This window comes from Pseudaeromonas pectinilytica (assembly GCF_054780855.1).
In genome coordinates this window covers 1-15,783 of sequence record NZ_BAAGVN010000342.1, presented here as the reverse complement: position 1 = coordinate 15,783, position 15,783 = coordinate 1, and the positions used below count along the sequence as shown (strand labels likewise).

Here is a 15,783-nt window from a genome sequence, read left to right as displayed (position 1 = left end):
CCCTACTCCTTATGCGCGGTACTTTTTGATGAGCTCGATAAAATGGTCAAACAGCGGTGCCGCATCATGGGGCCCGGGACTGGCTTCCGGGTGTCCCTGGAAGCTGAACGCCGGCTTATCCGTGCGATGAATGCCTTGCAGCGAGCCATCAAACAATGATTTGTGGGTGGCGCGCAGATTATCTGGCAAGGTGGCTTCATCGACAGCAAAACCGTGGTTCTGGCTGGTGATCATCACCACATTGCGGTCCAGATCCTTGACCGGATGGTTACCGCCATGGTGACCAAATTTCATCTTGATGGTCTTGGCCCCCGAGGCCAGACCAAGTAATTGGTGCCCCAGACAGATACCGAATACCGGGATCTCGGTGGTAAGAAACTCTTGAATGGCAGCAATCGCATAATCACAAGGCGCAGGATCCCCCGGACCATTGGAGAGGAAGATGCCGTCCGGATCCATCGCCAGCACCTCGGCAGCCGTTGTCTTGGCTGGTACCACGGTCAGGCGGCAGCCGCGATCGGCCAGCATGCGCAGTATGTTACGCTTGGCGCCGAAGTCGTAAGCCACCACATGGAATGGGTAGCTGGCTGGCTTGGTGTGACCCAGACCCAGCTTCCAGCTGCCTTCGGTCCACTCGTAGGCTTCAGCGACAGTGACCTCCTTGGCCAAGTCCATGCCGTTGAGTCCGGGAAATGCTTTGGCATGAGCCAACGCCTGCGCTTCATCCAGCTCTTTACCCGTCATGATGCAACCGGCCAGGGCCCCCTTCTCACGTAAAATCCGCGTCAGTTTGCGAGTATCAATATCGGCGATACCCACTACATTTTGACGCTTGAGATAATCGGAGAGAGTTTCTTGAGAGCGGAAGTTGGAAGCAACGAGGGGGAGATCACGAATGATGAGGCCTTGAGCATGAATGCTTGGGGATTCTTCGTCTTCGCTGTTGGTGCCGGTGTTGCCGATGTGAGGATAGGTGAGGGTAACAATCTGACGGGAATAAGAAGGATCAGTAAGTATTTCCTGATACCCCGTCATTGAGGTATTAAATACCACCTCGCCAACGGAACAACCTTCTGCGCCAATTGAAACGCCCTTGAATACCGTGCCATCTTCCAACACGAGTAAGGCAGAATGAGTCAAGACGACCTCCAATTTCGTGATTCTTGAGTGATTTTGCCGTCGAAAAGCCATGAACACCTGATTTTTAACCATCAAGCATGCCATACCGAGCAAATTGGGCGCATTTTACCTGAATGAGGGAACAATACAACCCCCGCCGACCAGCGAAAGAAAATAAATGCTATTTATTTGCATAATTCGCCAAAAACAACATCACAAAAAACAATACAAAAGCAGCAAAAAAACTAGAAAACGTTTGAATCCATGAAATTAAAATCAGAATGCGTAAAATTAAATAAATACTGAATATTACACTGATTAATAACAAGTTATTGTTATGCGATACATCATCAATAAGAGGGGTAAGCAGCCAAAAAGACAACAAGTCATGCAATAACGCACAGCAGGGATGAAAACGATAAAAATGCAGCAACATTCGACTAGCAAGTAGCTTTTAACGTCGCACGAGGAATTGAATTACCCACCCAGACAAAAAAACCGCCTCTCGGCGGTTTTGATGATTATTTCAATGCCAGTACATCCTGCATGTCATACAGACCCGCCGGTTGACTCGCTAACCAAACCGCCGCTCTGACCGCCCCATTGGCAAACGTCAGACGACTGGAGGCCTTATGGGTGATCTCGACTCGCTCCCCGATATCCGCAAACATCACCGTGTGCTCACCGACGAGATCCCCGGCACGAATGGTGGAAAAACCTATGGTCTGACGATCCCGCTCGCCGGTGATCCCCTCGCGGCCATACACGGCGCAAGTTTTCAAATCACGTCCCAAGGTCTTGGCAACCACTTCACCCATGCTCAGGGCCGTTCCTGACGGGGCATCGACCTTGTGTCTATGATGTCCTTCGATGATCTCGATATCGGTATAATCACCCATCACTTGAGCCGCCTGCTCGAGCAACTTGAAGACCAGATTAACCCCGACACTGTAATTCGACGCAAATACGATGCCCATCTGCCCGGCCGCTTCATTGATCGCCTCCTTACCCTCATCGGTAAAGCCAGTCGTACCGATGACAATCTGTTTTCCGTGCGCTCGCGCAAATGCCAGATGGCTCAGCGTAGCCTCCGGGCGGGTAAAATCGATGATAAGATCAAATGCGTCACGCACCTTGGCTAAATCGTCGGTAATCGTCACACCTAACGACCCCAGACCGTTCAGTTCTCCTACATCGAGACCCAACACCGCAGAGCCCGGGCGTTCCAGTGCCGCCGTCAATCGGGCCGCAGGATGATGACCAATCGCCTCGACCAGAACCTTCCCCATACGACCATTACAGCCCACCAGGGCAATACGGACCTGATTTTCCATATCTATCCTTATCCACTTTTTGATTCAGAACGCTTGATGCGTTGAGTGTAACCAGAGCGTATAGACTTTGAAAAGCGCCCAAAAAAAAGGCCGGAGTCATCCGGCCTTTCTAAACAGCTGACTCAGACGATATCCAGCAGCTCGACTTCGAACACCAAGGTAGAAAACGGCGGGATAGAGCCAGCACCGCGTTCGCCATAGGCCAGATGATGAGGGATCGTCAGCTTCCACTTAGAGCCGACTGTCATCAGCTGCAGCGCCTCAACCCAACCGGCAATCACACCGGTCACCGGGAATTCGGCAGGCTGACCACGAGTCACAGAGCTATCAAAGACCCGACCATCCGGGAAAGTGCCATGGTAATGGACACGTACCTTGTCACTCTTGGCAGGCTTGGAGCCCTCACCCGCAGTCAACACCTCAAATTGCAGGCCTGACTCGGTAACGGTGACGTTATCACGGGCGGCATTGCTGGCCAGATAAGCCTCGCCTTCAGTACGAGCAGCCGCTGACAATTCACGCTCGGCCGCTTCCAGCTTGGCGGTGATCTCTTCAAATGCCTGACCAATCTCTTCATGGCTGACAGCGAAATCATGGCCCAGAACCGCATCTTCAATGCCTTGTTTGACCGCAGCCAGATCCAGGCCTTCGAAAGATTGCTGCGCCAGTTGGTCACCAATCTGACGACCGATACCATAGCTGGCTTTCTGTTCTGTGGTTTGCAATAAGCTCATGAATACTCCAGTTATATGACCAAAAATAAAAGATGAACGGTTGGCATAATAGCAGATTTCATCGGTATGCCTATCCAGCGCCCTGAAAACAGCGGCTAAAGAGCCTTGACCATATGCCGCTGTAGGTAACGGCCAGAGCCTAAGGGTTGCGACTGGCTTTGCCCGTCGTAATGAAAACCATGGCTGAGATAGAAGCGCTCTGCCGGTATGTTGTTGGCCAAGACCCACAGGCTCAGGCGTCGGATCCCTTCATTGCACATATCACCCATCGCCTGGCGGAGTAACTGCGAACCAATTCCTTGACGCCAAAAAAAAGGATGCAAGTAAAGAGAACGCAGCAGTGCGCGATGGGATGCTTCTGGGATCCAGTACAGAAACCCCACCAGAGCATCATCCTGTTCGGCTAACAAGGTGTGACAGGGATGAGCGGCAATGCGTTCCTGCCAGATGGTGATGCGTTCAGCCTCGCTGCGTAGCGGAAAATCCCGCGGCAACAATTGCCGATAGGCCTGTACCCAGCTTTCATGCTGCACCTGGGCAATTTCACCGGCATCCGCCATCACGGCAGGACGGATCCTCAACTCTGGCATTGCGGCTGGCGGCCCAATTCACGGGCTTTATTGTAAAAAGGTGTCACGACGGCCAGCTGGTCCTGTAACTCCTTGATACGACTTTCACCAGAAGGGTGGGTCGATAAAAACTCGGGGGGAGCCTTGCCTTTCGTCACCGCCGCCATGTTTTGCCACAAGGCGATGGCTTGCTCGGGTTTAAAGCCAGCAGAAGCCATCAACTGCAGCCCCAGCACATCGGCCTCCGACTCTTGAACTCGACCATAGGGCAATAAAATACCGACCTGGGCGCCCAAACCCAGCGCCGCCATAGCGGGGCCGCGCGCTGTTGAGTCCGCCAATGCCGAATCGGCCGCCGCCATACCGACGTTAGCCAACTGAGATTGGGATAAACGCTCATTGGAGTGACGAGCCAAGACATGGGAGACTTCGTGACCAATTACGGCAGCAAGTTGATCCTGATTCTTCGCCGCCTTGAACAACCCGGTATACACCCCGATCCGCCCACCGGGTAAGGCGAAGGCGTTGACATCATCGGATTCAAACAGCACAACCTGCCAATCAGCAATGCTGGTCTTGTAAGTAGCCGGGATCTCATGGACCACCGCATCGGCAACACACTGCACGTACCGTGTTAGTTTCTTGTCGGTTGAAACCTTCTCTTCCTTCTTGAGTTGCTCGAAGGAGGACAATCCCATTTGAGCGACTTCACCATCACCAAACAGAATCAACTGTTTACGCCCCGTGGGGGATGTAGCACATGCCGCGACCAATAATGCCGCCACGCCACCGAACAACCACTTCTTCATCCTAGGATTCCTTGTCATTGAACTGGCGAAAATCTTAATCCAATCACGGCTGAAGACAAGATATGTAAAGAGATTGGACAATTAAAATAAAAAGCGCGCCGACTTGGGCGCGCTTTTAGAAACGAGTGAATGGAAAAACTCCATTCAATACCACCGATTACTTGGTGTATTGCTCCGGACTGATTTGTCCAATCTCGGCAGCCGTTTTATCAGCCAGCAACCAGAGGGTAAACTGATGTAACTGGGCATGATGCGCAAGAGCAACCAAGAAAGCGCCCCCGACCTCACGATAGCCCAACTCATAGTTCTTCAATGTGGTAGGCGGGACGCCTAGTAATTCGGCGAACTTGGGTCGGCTCAAGCCAACAGTTTCGCGGATTTGGCGGATTTTTTGTCCTACGGAGACTTCACTGATATTCATACGATTCCTCACACAGCTTGCTTTGCGACGGGTTCGAGCCGCAATAGTTCAGAGTTGATTTATTGTTGTGTACGTCAGTTTTATCCGGCTCCGCCGTTTATATCGTGCTTTATCATTATCATGCTGGAACAGCTCTTGGCAGACCTATCAATAGCCGCCAAGAGCTGCGCATGTTAAACCTAACAGTTGACAGGGTAAACTAAAAAAACGTTTCCACTTGAATTCAAGTGTAGCCCATTCGACAGGATGTCAAATCATGAAGCACCACTTAGTCGCAGTTCTGCCTGAATCTCTGCTGTCAGCTCCACTCGACTCGGAAATTCTTTCCTTACTCAACCTGTTGTCCATCCAGGCAATATTGTGTGATTCACCCGATAGCAACAGCCCAGCGTCCATATTGCTGCGCCTAAAAAATATTCAACCATTCGAGCTGCTGATACCCGGTATCGATACCACTGGGGTACCCGCGTATCAATTACACTCCGACCAAGGATCGACAGACGATCTCTGGCTACATCCAGCAACAAAGTCCCATCTTGATCACGGACAATTAGTGCTACCTGAGGGCTTGAGCGAGCTGATGTTTTGGCTGGATTCACCGCAACCGCTCTGGATCTCGGCACCACTGGCCATACTCCCCGTGGTGCGTGCCATTATGAACATCCATCCGCTGGATCCTTATTTGGCCACCCATTACATGCGCCAGTTACAGCCACTCTTGAGTCAGTTATCAGTAGAGTCACTGACACAGATTATGGACATCAAGCAGCAGCGGAAATATGTTCTTGACGAGAATTTACCTATAGAAATAAGTAACTACTTAAAACTAGAAAAAAAACTGCACAGACAATATCTCGGACATTGACCGGAACATGCGCACTGACAACCGTTTTCCTCACTGATAGATGCTGAAAACGCCACATAATCTTCTGCTATGGCGCAAACTAAAAGTCCGCTCGGATATATTTCCGTCACTCAAATGGCTATCGACAAGTGCTTGGCATCAGGGAGAGACTCGCTCATAATATGACGCGCATCACGTTCCCGGCTAGATTCCGGGTTCTTTCCATCTATGGAGATCACAAAAAAATGAAATTGACAGTGGCATCTACTCTGATTGCAAGCATCATCGCCGGTCTGGCCATGAGTTCCGTGGCCCAAGCAAATGACGCAGAGGGAGCCTTTGTGGGCGCTGGCGCCGGTTGGAGCCGAGCTCAAGATCTGACAGATCTGTCTAACTCCGGTGTCGAGCGCGACGCTTTCTCTTCTCGCCTGCTGGCCGGTTACACCCTGAACGAAAACCTGGGCTTTGAAGCCGGTTACGACTGGCTGGGCCACGCCAAGGTTGATGGTCAAACCTGGCGCACCGATGGTTGGACTCTTTCCGTCCTGCCTCGCTTGCCGTTGACCCAACAAGTTTCACTGCTGGGCGAGTTCGGTGTTATGCGTGACTTCACTACTAATGACGCCAGCAACACCAAGTCCCACGGTTACTCTCCGGTCTTTGGCCTGGGTGCCGCTTACCGCGTCAACGACGCCATGGATCTGCAAGCGCGCTATCGTCTGATCGACGATGCAGGCCGTGATGCGACCGGTAATTCCGATATCCATAACCTCGGCCTGGAAGTTGTCTACTACCCAACTCGGACTAGCGCTCCGGCACCAGTCGCTGTCGCAGCTCCAGTTGCAGAGCCGACCCCAGCGCCAGCACCGCAAGAAGTCGTGGAAACCAAGCGTTTCACATTGACCTCCGACGTGTTGTTCGATTTCGGTAAAGCCACGCTGAAGCCAGAAGGCAAGGCTGCACTGACCAAGTTGTTTAACGAAATTACCCATCTGGAAATGAAAGACAACCAGACTGTGGTTTATGGTTATACCGACCGTATCGGCTCCGATGCCGCCAACCAAGCTCTGTCCCAACGCCGCGCGCAAACCGTTGCTTCCTACCTGACCAACCAGGGTATTGCTGCTAGCAAAATCTCTGCTGCTGGCCGCGGTGAAGCGAATCCGGTAACCGGCACGTCCTGCGATACCGTCAAGAACCGCAAGAACCTGATCCTGTGCCTGGCACCGGACCGTCGGGTGGAAATCGAAGTCAAGGGTATCAAGGAAATCGTCGTTACCAAGTAATGGGTTTCAACGTCGGATCTGAAGGCCGTCCATCTGATGATGGGCGGCTTTTTTATGAGCCACTGCCAAGCTCCCCTTCAGCTCATGTGTCATCTGAGCTATTCTCGCGACACCTAGATAGGAGGTTTTTCAATGGCAGATAAGCAACCCATTCCCCGCCAAGACTTGTTGATCATGGCCAATCAGATGATCCGTGATCATGAGGATTATATGGAAGGCATGCAGGCCGATAGTGTCGAGCAAAAAAATGGCATTCTGATCTTCAAAGGCGAGTTTTTCTTTGATATCCAAGGCTTGCCGAGCCCGAAAACCATGGCCGTTTTCAATATGTTTAAATACCTAGCCCAGACGCTTTCCGGACAGTATCAGTTAGTCGACTAGCGAGCGCTTGAAACCGGGTTAGATCCAGACCCGGTTTCTTATGTATCCAACATCTGCATCCGAGATCCCCAATTGTCACTGTTGGAGCCGAAGTCTGACGCTATCACTACTAAGCCGAGACGGATTGTGTCTTGCCTCGACGGACTCGGAATGCCAGAATCCGCCCATGTCCAAATGTTGTAGATCTGTGAAATGAATGTGGTCGTCTACGGGATCCGCCAATGCGATACCCTGAAAAAAGCCTTGAAATGGCTCGAAGCTCAACACATTAGCTATCGCTTCCACGATTATCGAAAAGATGGTCTGCCACCCGCCCTGCTGGATGAGTTCATCGCGGCTCTCGGCTGGGAAGCGCTGCTCAATCGCCGAGGCACCACCTATCGCGCCTTAAGCGATGCCTGCAAGTCATCTCTGGATGCTGGCTCAGCCCGAACCTTGATGCTGGAACAACCCGCCATCATCAAACGCCCGCTTCTGGTACTCGATGAGCGCTACCAGCTAGGTTTTGATGAAGCCAGCTACCAAGCCTTGTTTGGCCGCTAAAATTTAATCTCGCAAGGATGCATTATGTCTGACTCCCCCGTACTTACTCTGGCCCGGGACCTTATCTCCCGCCCTTCGGTCACCCCAGAAGATGCCGGTTGCCAACAGATGATGGCAGATTATCTGTCGCGTTTGGGTTTTAGCATCGAACCCATGGTGTTTCATGACACGACAAATCTCTGGGCTCGCCGCGGTAACGAAGGTCCACTGTTCTGCTTTGCCGGACATACCGATGTCGTCCCTCCTGGCCCTCTGGATAAATGGGACACCCCTCCGTTCGAACCCACTATTCGTGATGGCCTCTTATATGGTCGCGGTGCTGCCGATATGAAGGGCTCGCTGGCTGCCATGTTGGTTGCCGTTGAGCGCTTCGTCACCGCACATCCAGACCATCAGGGATCCATTGCCTTTCTCATCACCAGTGATGAAGAAGGACCGTTTATCAATGGCACTCCTAAAGTGGTGGAAACCCTTGAAGCTCGCAATGAAAAGATTACCTGGTGTCTGGTCGGCGAGCCTTCGTCCACCCGCTTGCTGGGTGATGTGGTGAAAAATGGTCGTCGCGGCTCCATCACCGGCGATCTATTGGTCAAGGGTATTCAAGGCCATGTCGCCTATCCACACCTGGGCCGTAATCCGATCCACCAAGCAGCTCCGGCGCTGGCCGAGCTGGCCAGCACAGTATGGGATCAGGGGAATGCCTTCTTTCCACCGACCAGCTTTCAAATCCCGAACATCTCGGCGGGCACCGGGGCCTCGAATGTGATCCCCGGTGAGCTCCAGGTGCAGTTCAACTTCCGCTTCAGCACCGAGCTGACGGCGGAACAGATCAAGGAACGAGTCCGGGCTATCCTCGACCGTCATGGTCTGGAATATGACCTAACCTGGACACTGAGTGGTCACCCATTTCTGACCTCGACCGGTGATCTGGTGGAGGCCACAGTCGCGGCAATCGAAGAAGTTCAAGGCTTCCGCCCCGAGCTCTCGACCTCAGGCGGCACCTCCGATGGCCGTTTTATCGCCCCAACAGGTGCGCAAGTTATAGAGTTGGGTCCGCTGAATGCCACCATTCATAAGCTGAATGAATGCGTAAAGGTCGCGGATCTCGACACCTTGGCCGATGTCTATACCGCAATTTTACGCCGGTTGCTGGGCTGATGAGTCAAGCTCTGTGCAGCGCCCACTGCCTTGGGCTGGATGAGAGCCATCTCATCCAGCTGCCCGATTCCCCCCACCGGTTGTTGCCTGCGACGGCCATAGCCTTCATGGCCATGCAACAGGCAGCACTGGCGGACGGGATCGAGCTGGCGCTGGCATCGAGTTATCGCAGCTTTGCCCGCCAACTGCTGATCTGGAATGAGAAATTTACGGGCCTTCGTCCCGTGCTGGATGCGGATAGTCGACCGCTGGATGTGACGACATTGAATGATGAGGCTCGCATCCACGCCATCTTGCGCTGGAGTGCCTTACCCGGCACCAGTCGTCATCATTGGGGGACCGATATGGATATCTACGCCCCAGCTCTCTTGCCATCCGGACAGACTCTACAGCTGGAACCTTGGGAATACTCACCCAGCGGTTATTTTGCCGAACTGACCCGCTGGCTGGACTGTCATATGCGAGAGCATGGCTTCTGCCGTCCCTTTGCTCACGACCAAGGTGGCGTGGCCGTCGAGCCTTGGCATCTGAGCCATAGTCGCGAGAGTCTGCGTATGAGCTCGCTTCTGACTCTGGAGGCATTGGCCGCCTGCCTGCAACAATCGGCCATTGCGGGGAAAGCATGTATACTGGCGCAACTACCTACCCTCTGGCAGCGGTATATTCTTCCCACGCTCCCTACTCAGGTCTGACTTATGAATCTCTGGTTGTGGATTGGCTTGCCGATGTTGCTGCTACTCGGCATTTTTTTGAATGCAATAAAAGATATGAAGCAACTGGAAAAACAGCTGCCGAAATACCGTGACAAGATCCGTGAGGTCAAGGATGACGAGGATGAGGACTGGCCACAAACGCGGGTCAATAAGCCAGTCTCACCCAGCGATGACAAACAACGCCCAGCCCCCTGAAACCGGCCGAGAAATAGCCCATATATTCCTCGCCCTCAAATAGCGTGATGGGTCGTTTTACCGGCATCTGCCTGTCAATTCTGCTATCATCAGGCCCATGCCTGTCCGGCCTATTACCGTGCCGACAGCCCTCCTCCTATCGATACGAGTTTTTTGCGTGAATACTGATTTCTCCAGCTTGGCACTTCCCGTCGAGCAACTGAACAACCTAGCCGATCTGGGCTACACCACCATGACCCCCATCCAGGCCAAAGCATTGCCACTGATCCTGCAAGGCCAGGATGTGTTGGCCAAAGCCAAGACAGGGAGCGGTAAAACTGCGGCCTTTGGCATCGGACTGTTATCCCGCCTGGAGGTCTCCCGCTACCAGACCCAGGCCCTGGTCCTCTGCCCAACCCGAGAGCTGGCCGATCAGGTGGGTAAAGAGCTGCGCCGACTCGCACGCGCCACCCCGAATATCAAAATCCTGACACTGTGCGGTGGCGTCCCCATGGGACCACAACTAGATTCGCTCACCCACCCGCCCCATATCGTGGTCGGCACCCCGGGACGGATCCAGGATCACCTGCATCGCCGCAGTCTGACGCTCGATCACCTGCAAGCATTGGTTTTAGATGAAGCCGACCGCATGCTGGACATGGGCTTTGCTGATGTGATGGTCGATGTCATTCGTCAGGCCCCCAAGCACCGTCAGACCCTGCTGTTCTCGGCAACCTACCCGGATGAGATAGCGCGGATCAGCGCACAGGTGCAAAAAGATCCGGTCGAGGTCAGCGTCGAAGCGACCCACGACAGCCGTCATATCGACCAAAGCTTCTTCGAAGTAGAGCGCGGTGCTCGAGCCAGTGCCTTGCTCAAGATCCTGGCACACTTCCAACCGGATTCCTGTGTGGTGTTCTGTAACACCAAGCGGGAGTGCCAATCGGTGCACGATACACTGCGCGCTCGTGATATTTCGGTATTGGCGTTGCATGGCGATCTGGAGCAACGGGAACGGGATCAGGTGCTGGTGCGCTTCTCCAACCGCAGTTGTCGCGTGCTGGTGGCGACCGATGTTGCCGCTCGTGGTCTGGATATCAAGGATCTGGCCGCCGTCATCAACTACGAAATGGCCCAGGATCCGGAAATCCATATCCACCGCATTGGCCGCACCGGCCGTGCTGGGCAGAGTGGTCTGGCTTTGAGCTTGTGCACACCGCAAGAGATGCAACGTGCGCTCGCGCTGGAGGATTATCTGGGCGGACGGCTGAGCTGGTTTAACCTGAGTGCTCTCAAGACCACCACCCAAGTGCCCTTGCAACCGGAAATGGTGACCCTGTGCATCGATGGCGGCAAGAAAGCCAAGATCCGTCCCGGCGATATTCTTGGCGCTCTGACCGGTGATGCCGGGCTGGCTGGCAGCGAAGTCGGGAAAATCGATCTGTTCGATACCCATGCCTATGTCGCGATCCGGCAAGCCAGTGCGAATAAAGCCCTCAAGTGCCTGCAGCAAGGCAAACTCAAGGGTAAGAATTGCAAAGCCCGATTGGTGATCTAACCATCAGGGTTCATCACAGCAACAGGACATAAAAAAGCGGCGCTATAAAAGCGCCGCTTTTTCATCGTCAGGATCTGCATGCAAACGTTTGTTTGCACAACAAATTTAGTCCAGATTGACGCCCAGACGATGAGCCACTTCTTCATAGGCTTCAATGACGCCGCCCAGCCCTTGACGGAAGCGGTCTTTGTCCAGTTTCTGGCGGGTAACCTTGTCCCACAGACGGCAGCCATCCGGAGAGAACTCATCACCCAGGACGATCTGGCCTTCGAACACACCAAATTCCAGCTTATAGTCAACCAGGATCAGGCCTGCCTCATCAAACATCTTCTTCAGCACATCGTTGACCTTGAAGGTCAACTCTTTCATGCGCGCAACCTGTTCATCGGTAGCCCAGCCAAAGGAGCGAATGTGGTACTCGTTGACCATGGGGTCGTGCAGGGGATCGTTCTTCAAGAAGAATTCGAAGGTTGGCGGATTCAACTCCAGACCCTCTTCAACGCCCAAGCGACGACAGATAGAGCCTGCGGCAACGTTACGCACCACACACTCGATAGGAACCATGTCCAATTTTTTGACCAGGACTTCATTGTCGGAGAGCAGACGATCCATCTGGGTCGGGATACCCGCTTCTTCGAGCTTGGTCATGATGAAATGGTTGAACTTATTGTTCACCATGCCTTTGCGATCCAGTTGCTCAATCCGCTGGCCATCAAAAGCAGATGTATCGTTGCGGAACAGCAGGACGAGACGGCTGGGATCGTCAGTGGTATAGACGGATTTGGCCTTGCCACGATACAGTTCGGCTTTCTTTTCCATGTGTTACTTACTCCAGTAAGTGAGGTTGCAGATAGCACAAAGGGGCACGACGGCCCCTTCGTTATTACTTCTTCATCACAGCGGCTTGCTCACGGCCAAAGGCCTTGGACATACCGATAAACATCTTGCTGACCACCGAGGTTGGCACCGGCTTCTTATCCTCATCAAACAAGGTGATGGAGGTCTTGCCCTTGAATTCACCGAGCTGCAGATGATAAGTCCCAGAGTCGAGACCAAAGGGTTCTATGTCATGTTCTTTCCAGAAATCGGCATCCGGCTCGTCATAATCCACAATGATCAGACCCTTAGACTCCGGCTTACTGGTGATTTCGAAATTCAGCTTAGGCAGCAGGGATATCAGACGCGGCCATGTCGCCTCGAAGGGGGCATCCACCAGCCAGGCCGTCAAACCATTGTCATCCACACCGAGGCTCATCGCCGCGCGGCTGTTACTCTTACTCACCTCGCCCAGTCGCAATTGGTGATCGTAATCCTGCGCCAACTGATTCAGCATCAAACCGGCGTAGCGACGTTGCTCGAAGCTGGTTACGGGCGTTTCATCCCGATCCCCATCCTCGAAGGCTTCATGGGAGAGCAGTTGTGCGGTTAACCCGGTGCGGTGCCGTTCCACATCACTCTTGATGGTAAACCGGTAGCGTTGATGCACCTGGATCTGATCCTCATCCTCAGCCTGTTCGGTCCACGGCGATAACAGTTCGGTTGCATAAAACCAATCGGTATCCAGAGTTCTGGCCTGGATATTCAGATCCGCCACCGCGATGCCACGACGGCTCATAAAACCCAATAACTGGTTCCAGATGTCATTGTCGATCCGTTGATTGACACTACGCGCCGTAAACCACAGGGTCATGTTGCTACCGTCTGCCTCAGCCCGGCTTCCCGGAACCAGAGTCAGCACCTGAATGGGGGCCCGCACATCCACATCACCGGCCAGAGCACCGGACTGGGCAGCAGGCGCAAGTGCCGGTACCTTCAGTTCGTTATTGTAGACAGGTGTTTGTAATCTCGTCGGGATGACAAAAGGACGCGTCACCAGCTTGACATCCTGATAATCAAAATCCTTATTCGCCTGCTTGCGCTCCAGCGTGGAGCTACAACCCACCAGCAGACTAACCCCGACCAATCCGCACAGCAGGCTGGCCGATTTTCCATTGTTGTTGTTTTGTTTATGCACGCTTGATCAACTCCGCTCGGGCCAGCGCCTGCTCCATTTCCGGCTGAGCAGAAGCACTCAGTAGCGTCAATGGCAAACGTAAACCGGATTTGGCAATCAAGCCCAGTCGGGCACAGGCCCACTTGACCGGGATTGGATTGGATTCAATAAACAGTGTCCGGTGCACAGGCATCAAGCGTTCGTTCAACCCCAATGCCGTTTCCTTATCACCTTGTAATGCAGCGTCACACATCTGGCGCATGGCTGCTGCAGCGATATTGGCTGTTACCGAAATAACACCATTGCCGCCGCGCAACATAAAATCACAACCCGATGCATCATCACCACTGTAGAGTGCAAAATCATCGCCACACAACTCACGTAACGGTTGCAGACGAGTCAGATCGCCTGTGGCCTCTTTCAGACCACAAATTCCGTAGTTATGCGCCAAACGGCCAACGGTCTCAGGTTTCAAATCACAACCGGTGCGTCCCGGTACATTATAAAGAATTTGCGCCAGACCACTAGCCTCGCCGATAGAGGCATAGTGACGATAAAGTCCATCTTGCGTCGGTTTGTTGTAATAGGGGGTGACGGAGAGGCCCAATTCGATGCCCATCGACTTGAGGTGGCGAGCCAATTCAATAGCGTGCCGAGTATTGTTGGAGCCGCAGCCCGCCAGCACCGGTATCCGCCCAGCGGCAAACTCCTGAGTTTTAGCCACAACATTCAGGTGCTCATCCAGATCCAGCGTCGCCGATTCCCCGGTCGTTCCCATTGCGACGATTCCTGCCGTACCGGCCGCAATGTGATACTCCACCAATTGGCCTAACGAGACGACATCGATTTCCCCATGCTCATCCATGGGCGTAACAAGGGCAACGAGACTACCACTTAACATCTATCGAGACTCCGGATTTTCAAGGCCGTTATGGTAAGGCCGAGCCCCGGCAAATACAAGGGAATGGAGTAGACCTGCGAGGCGACTGTGTTACCATCAAAATAGGATCCAGAGCAGGAAAAGCACAATGATTCATCATCTTGTGGTAACGGCCATCGGCACCGATCGCACCGGTATCGTCAATAAAGTGACCCGGCATATCAGTGAGTGTGGCTGTAATATCGTCGATAGCCGCCTGGCCATTCTCGGCAACGAGTTCACCTTTGTCATGCTGCTCTCCGGAGACTGGAATGCCATCACCCAAATTGAGTATTCCCTACCCCGCAAAAGTCATGAACTGGAGCTCATCACCCTGATGAAGCGAACGTCACCCCACACCATGGGCTATTATCCCATGCTGGCTGAAGCCGAGATATTGATCCATGACGAACCAGGTATCGTCAGTCAATGCACCCAGTTCTTTAGCGATCAGGGCTGGGATATCCACGCCTTGCAATCGGAGACGATCCAGCAAGTCCCGGCCAACCTGTTACGCGCCAGTTTTCAACTCAGGCTGCCAGTGGCCAGCGCGGGTACGGAAGAAGAACGAAGTTACGCGGAGTTTTGCCAACGATTGGGAGCCGAGCGCTTCCACTTTTCCATCACCAGAAAACCCTGAGGATTCTTCATGGCCAGATTAACTGCCGGGCAACAGGCCCCCGACTTCTCCCTGCCGGATCAGGATGGCAACTTGTTGTCATTAAGCAGCCTGCGCGGCAAGAAAGTTTTAGTCTACTTCTACCCCAAAGCCAGCACGCCCGGATGTACCACCCAAGCCTGTGGCTTGCGTGACATTCATGGGGAGTTGAGCACACTGAATACCGTGGTACTGGGCATAAGCCCGGATCCGGCCACTCGGCTGAAAAATTTTGTAGTAAAACAGCAACTGAATTTCACCCTGCTGGGCGATGAAGATCATGCGGTTGCCGACGCATTCGGCGTTTGGGGACCGAAAAAATTTATGGGCAAGGAATACGATGGCATTCATCGAATTAGTTTTCTCATCGATGAACAAGGCGTAATTGCGCAAGTATTTGATAATTTCAAAACCAGCAATCACCATGACGTGGTACTGGATTATCTGAAAAGCCATTCATGAGCTCAGATAACGACAAGGGGAGCCGAGGCTCTAATGCCGATCAGTTAAGGATCCATTGACCGATCCTCAGGCTGTGTAAAAATCCGAAACTCACGGTTGGGTTTCGGT

General features: G+C 53.2%; 19 protein-coding genes. 10 read left to right on the top strand and 9 right to left on the bottom strand.

Features of this window, described 5'->3' with window-relative positions; all coding sequences use genetic code 11:
• Positions 1-9: 9 nt before the first annotated feature.
• The 6 genes from carA to ACYVG7_RS16220 all read right to left on the bottom strand — a co-directional run bounded on the left by carA (position 10) and on the right by ACYVG7_RS16220 (position 4,986).
• The gene (gene carA, locus ACYVG7_RS16245) at positions 10-1,140 is read right to left on the bottom strand and encodes a glutamine-hydrolyzing carbamoyl-phosphate synthase small subunit (protein ID WP_460884134.1); all 1,131 of its coding nucleotides are present in this window, start codon (positions 1,138-1,140) and stop codon (positions 10-12) included.
• 500 nt (positions 1,141-1,640) lie between these two features.
• The gene (gene dapB, locus ACYVG7_RS16240) at positions 1,641-2,453 is read right to left on the bottom strand and encodes a 4-hydroxy-tetrahydrodipicolinate reductase (RefSeq protein ID WP_460884133.1); all 813 of its coding nucleotides are present in this window, start codon (positions 2,451-2,453) and stop codon (positions 1,641-1,643) included.
• Positions 2,454-2,575: 122 nt separating this feature from the next.
• A complete protein-coding gene (locus ACYVG7_RS16235; protein ID WP_460884132.1) occupies positions 2,576-3,187 on the bottom strand; it encodes an FKBP-type peptidyl-prolyl cis-trans isomerase in 612 nt (203 codons plus the stop codon).
• 95 nt (positions 3,188-3,282) lie between these two features.
• Positions 3,283-3,777, bottom strand: a complete 495-nt coding sequence (locus tag ACYVG7_RS16230) for a GNAT family N-acetyltransferase (RefSeq protein WP_460884131.1) — start codon at positions 3,775-3,777, stop codon at positions 3,283-3,285.
• Positions 3,765-4,565 carry a M48 family metallopeptidase gene (locus ACYVG7_RS16225; RefSeq protein WP_460884130.1) on the bottom strand — a complete coding sequence of 267 codons (801 nt, stop codon included), beginning with the start codon at positions 4,563-4,565 and terminating at the stop codon, positions 3,765-3,767. The genes ACYVG7_RS16230 and ACYVG7_RS16225 overlap by 13 nt, the downstream gene beginning before the upstream one ends.
• A 157-nt stretch (positions 4,566-4,722) precedes the next feature.
• Positions 4,723-4,986, bottom strand: a complete 264-nt coding sequence (locus tag ACYVG7_RS16220; RefSeq protein WP_460884129.1) for a helix-turn-helix domain-containing protein — start codon at positions 4,984-4,986, stop codon at positions 4,723-4,725.
• Between the two features lie 256 nt (positions 4,987-5,242).
• Between ACYVG7_RS16220 and ACYVG7_RS16215 the strand changes: the two genes are divergently transcribed.
• From ACYVG7_RS16215 to dbpA, 8 genes are all read left to right on the top strand, one after another.
• Positions 5,243-5,851, top strand: coding sequence for a hypothetical protein (locus ACYVG7_RS16215; RefSeq protein ID WP_460884128.1), 609 nt, complete (start codon positions 5,243-5,245; stop codon positions 5,849-5,851).
• 224 nt (positions 5,852-6,075) lie between these two features.
• Entirely contained in the window at positions 6,076-7,116 is a 1,041-nt protein-coding gene (gene ompA / locus ACYVG7_RS16210; RefSeq protein WP_460884127.1) for a porin OmpA, read from the top strand.
• A gap of 132 nt (positions 7,117-7,248) precedes the next feature.
• The gene (locus ACYVG7_RS16205) at positions 7,249-7,497 is read left to right on the top strand and encodes a YciN family protein (RefSeq protein ID WP_460884126.1); all 249 of its coding nucleotides are present in this window, start codon (positions 7,249-7,251) and stop codon (positions 7,495-7,497) included.
• Between the two features lie 192 nt (positions 7,498-7,689).
• Positions 7,690-8,040, top strand: coding sequence for an ArsC family reductase (locus tag ACYVG7_RS16200; protein ID WP_460884125.1), 351 nt, complete (start codon positions 7,690-7,692; stop codon positions 8,038-8,040).
• Positions 8,041-8,064: 24 nt separating this feature from the next.
• Entirely contained in the window at positions 8,065-9,198 is a 1,134-nt protein-coding gene (dapE, locus tag ACYVG7_RS16195; RefSeq protein ID WP_460884124.1) for a succinyl-diaminopimelate desuccinylase, read from the top strand.
• An 11-nt stretch (positions 9,199-9,209) separates the two neighbouring features.
• Entirely contained in the window at positions 9,210-9,890 is a 681-nt protein-coding gene (locus tag ACYVG7_RS16190) for a M15 family metallopeptidase (protein ID WP_460884153.1), read from the top strand.
• A 3-nt stretch (positions 9,891-9,893) separates the two neighbouring features.
• Positions 9,894-10,106 carry a hypothetical protein gene (locus ACYVG7_RS16185; RefSeq protein ID WP_460884154.1) on the top strand — a complete coding sequence of 71 codons (213 nt, stop codon included), beginning with the start codon at positions 9,894-9,896 and terminating at the stop codon, positions 10,104-10,106.
• A 157-nt stretch (positions 10,107-10,263) separates the two neighbouring features.
• Positions 10,264-11,643: an ATP-dependent RNA helicase DbpA gene (gene dbpA, locus ACYVG7_RS16180; RefSeq protein ID WP_460884123.1), complete on the top strand. Its 1,380-nt coding sequence runs from the start codon at positions 10,264-10,266 to the stop codon at positions 11,641-11,643.
• A 105-nt stretch (positions 11,644-11,748) separates the two neighbouring features.
• On the opposite strand, the gene purC is transcribed toward dbpA, so the two are convergent.
• The 3 genes from purC to dapA all read right to left on the bottom strand — a co-directional run bounded on the left by purC (position 11,749) and on the right by dapA (position 14,537).
• A complete protein-coding gene (gene purC / locus ACYVG7_RS16175; protein WP_460884122.1) occupies positions 11,749-12,462 on the bottom strand; it encodes a phosphoribosylaminoimidazolesuccinocarboxamide synthase in 714 nt (237 codons plus the stop codon).
• Between the two features lie 64 nt (positions 12,463-12,526).
• Positions 12,527-13,657, bottom strand: coding sequence for an outer membrane protein assembly factor BamC (bamC, locus tag ACYVG7_RS16170; RefSeq protein ID WP_460884121.1), 1,131 nt, complete (start codon positions 13,655-13,657; stop codon positions 12,527-12,529).
• The gene (gene dapA / locus ACYVG7_RS16165; RefSeq protein ID WP_460884120.1) at positions 13,650-14,537 is read right to left on the bottom strand and encodes a 4-hydroxy-tetrahydrodipicolinate synthase; all 888 of its coding nucleotides are present in this window, start codon (positions 14,535-14,537) and stop codon (positions 13,650-13,652) included. The genes bamC and dapA overlap by 8 nt, the downstream gene beginning before the upstream one ends.
• 127 nt (positions 14,538-14,664) lie before the next feature.
• On the opposite strand from dapA, the gene ACYVG7_RS16160 reads away from it, so the two are divergent.
• Complete coding sequence (locus ACYVG7_RS16160; protein ID WP_460884119.1) at positions 14,665-15,195, top strand: glycine cleavage system transcriptional repressor; 531 nt, start codon at positions 14,665-14,667, stop codon at positions 15,193-15,195.
• A 9-nt stretch (positions 15,196-15,204) separates the two neighbouring features.
• The gene (gene bcp / locus ACYVG7_RS16155) at positions 15,205-15,675 is read left to right on the top strand and encodes a thioredoxin-dependent thiol peroxidase (protein WP_460884118.1); all 471 of its coding nucleotides are present in this window, start codon (positions 15,205-15,207) and stop codon (positions 15,673-15,675) included.
• Positions 15,676-15,783: the final 108 nt, after the last annotated feature.

Excerpts from the sequence above, each read along its gene's own strand:
- ACYVG7_RS16185 (WP_460884154.1), top strand. The coding sequence starts at position 9,894 with ATGAATCTCTGGTTGTGGATTGGCTTGCCGATGTTGCTGCTACTCGGC.
- ACYVG7_RS16205 (WP_460884126.1), top strand. The coding sequence starts at position 7,249 with ATGGCAGATAAGCAACCCATTCCCCGCCAAGACTTGTTGATCATGGCC.
- purC (WP_460884122.1), bottom strand. The coding sequence starts at position 12,462 with ATGGAAAAGAAAGCCGAACTGTATCGTGGCAAGGCCAAATCCGTCTAT.
- dapA (WP_460884120.1), bottom strand. The coding sequence starts at position 14,537 with ATGTTAAGTGGTAGTCTCGTTGCCCTTGTTACGCCCATGGATGAGCAT.
- ACYVG7_RS16215 (WP_460884128.1), top strand. The coding sequence starts at position 5,243 with ATGAAGCACCACTTAGTCGCAGTTCTGCCTGAATCTCTGCTGTCAGCT.
- ACYVG7_RS16220 (WP_460884129.1), bottom strand. The coding sequence starts at position 4,986 with ATGAATATCAGTGAAGTCTCCGTAGGACAAAAAATCCGCCAAATCCGC.
- ACYVG7_RS16160 (WP_460884119.1), top strand. The coding sequence starts at position 14,665 with ATGATTCATCATCTTGTGGTAACGGCCATCGGCACCGATCGCACCGGT.
- ACYVG7_RS16200 (WP_460884125.1), top strand. The coding sequence starts at position 7,690 with ATGAATGTGGTCGTCTACGGGATCCGCCAATGCGATACCCTGAAAAAA.
- dapB (WP_460884133.1), bottom strand. The coding sequence starts at position 2,453 with ATGGAAAATCAGGTCCGTATTGCCCTGGTGGGCTGTAATGGTCGTATG.
- ACYVG7_RS16230 (WP_460884131.1), bottom strand. The coding sequence starts at position 3,777 with ATGCCAGAGTTGAGGATCCGTCCTGCCGTGATGGCGGATGCCGGTGAA.
- bcp (WP_460884118.1), top strand. The coding sequence starts at position 15,205 with ATGGCCAGATTAACTGCCGGGCAACAGGCCCCCGACTTCTCCCTGCCG.
- dapE (WP_460884124.1), top strand. The coding sequence starts at position 8,065 with ATGTCTGACTCCCCCGTACTTACTCTGGCCCGGGACCTTATCTCCCGC.
- ACYVG7_RS16235 (WP_460884132.1), bottom strand. The coding sequence starts at position 3,187 with ATGAGCTTATTGCAAACCACAGAACAGAAAGCCAGCTATGGTATCGGT.
- ACYVG7_RS16225 (WP_460884130.1), bottom strand. The coding sequence starts at position 4,565 with ATGAAGAAGTGGTTGTTCGGTGGCGTGGCGGCATTATTGGTCGCGGCA.
- ompA (WP_460884127.1), top strand. The coding sequence starts at position 6,076 with ATGAAATTGACAGTGGCATCTACTCTGATTGCAAGCATCATCGCCGGT.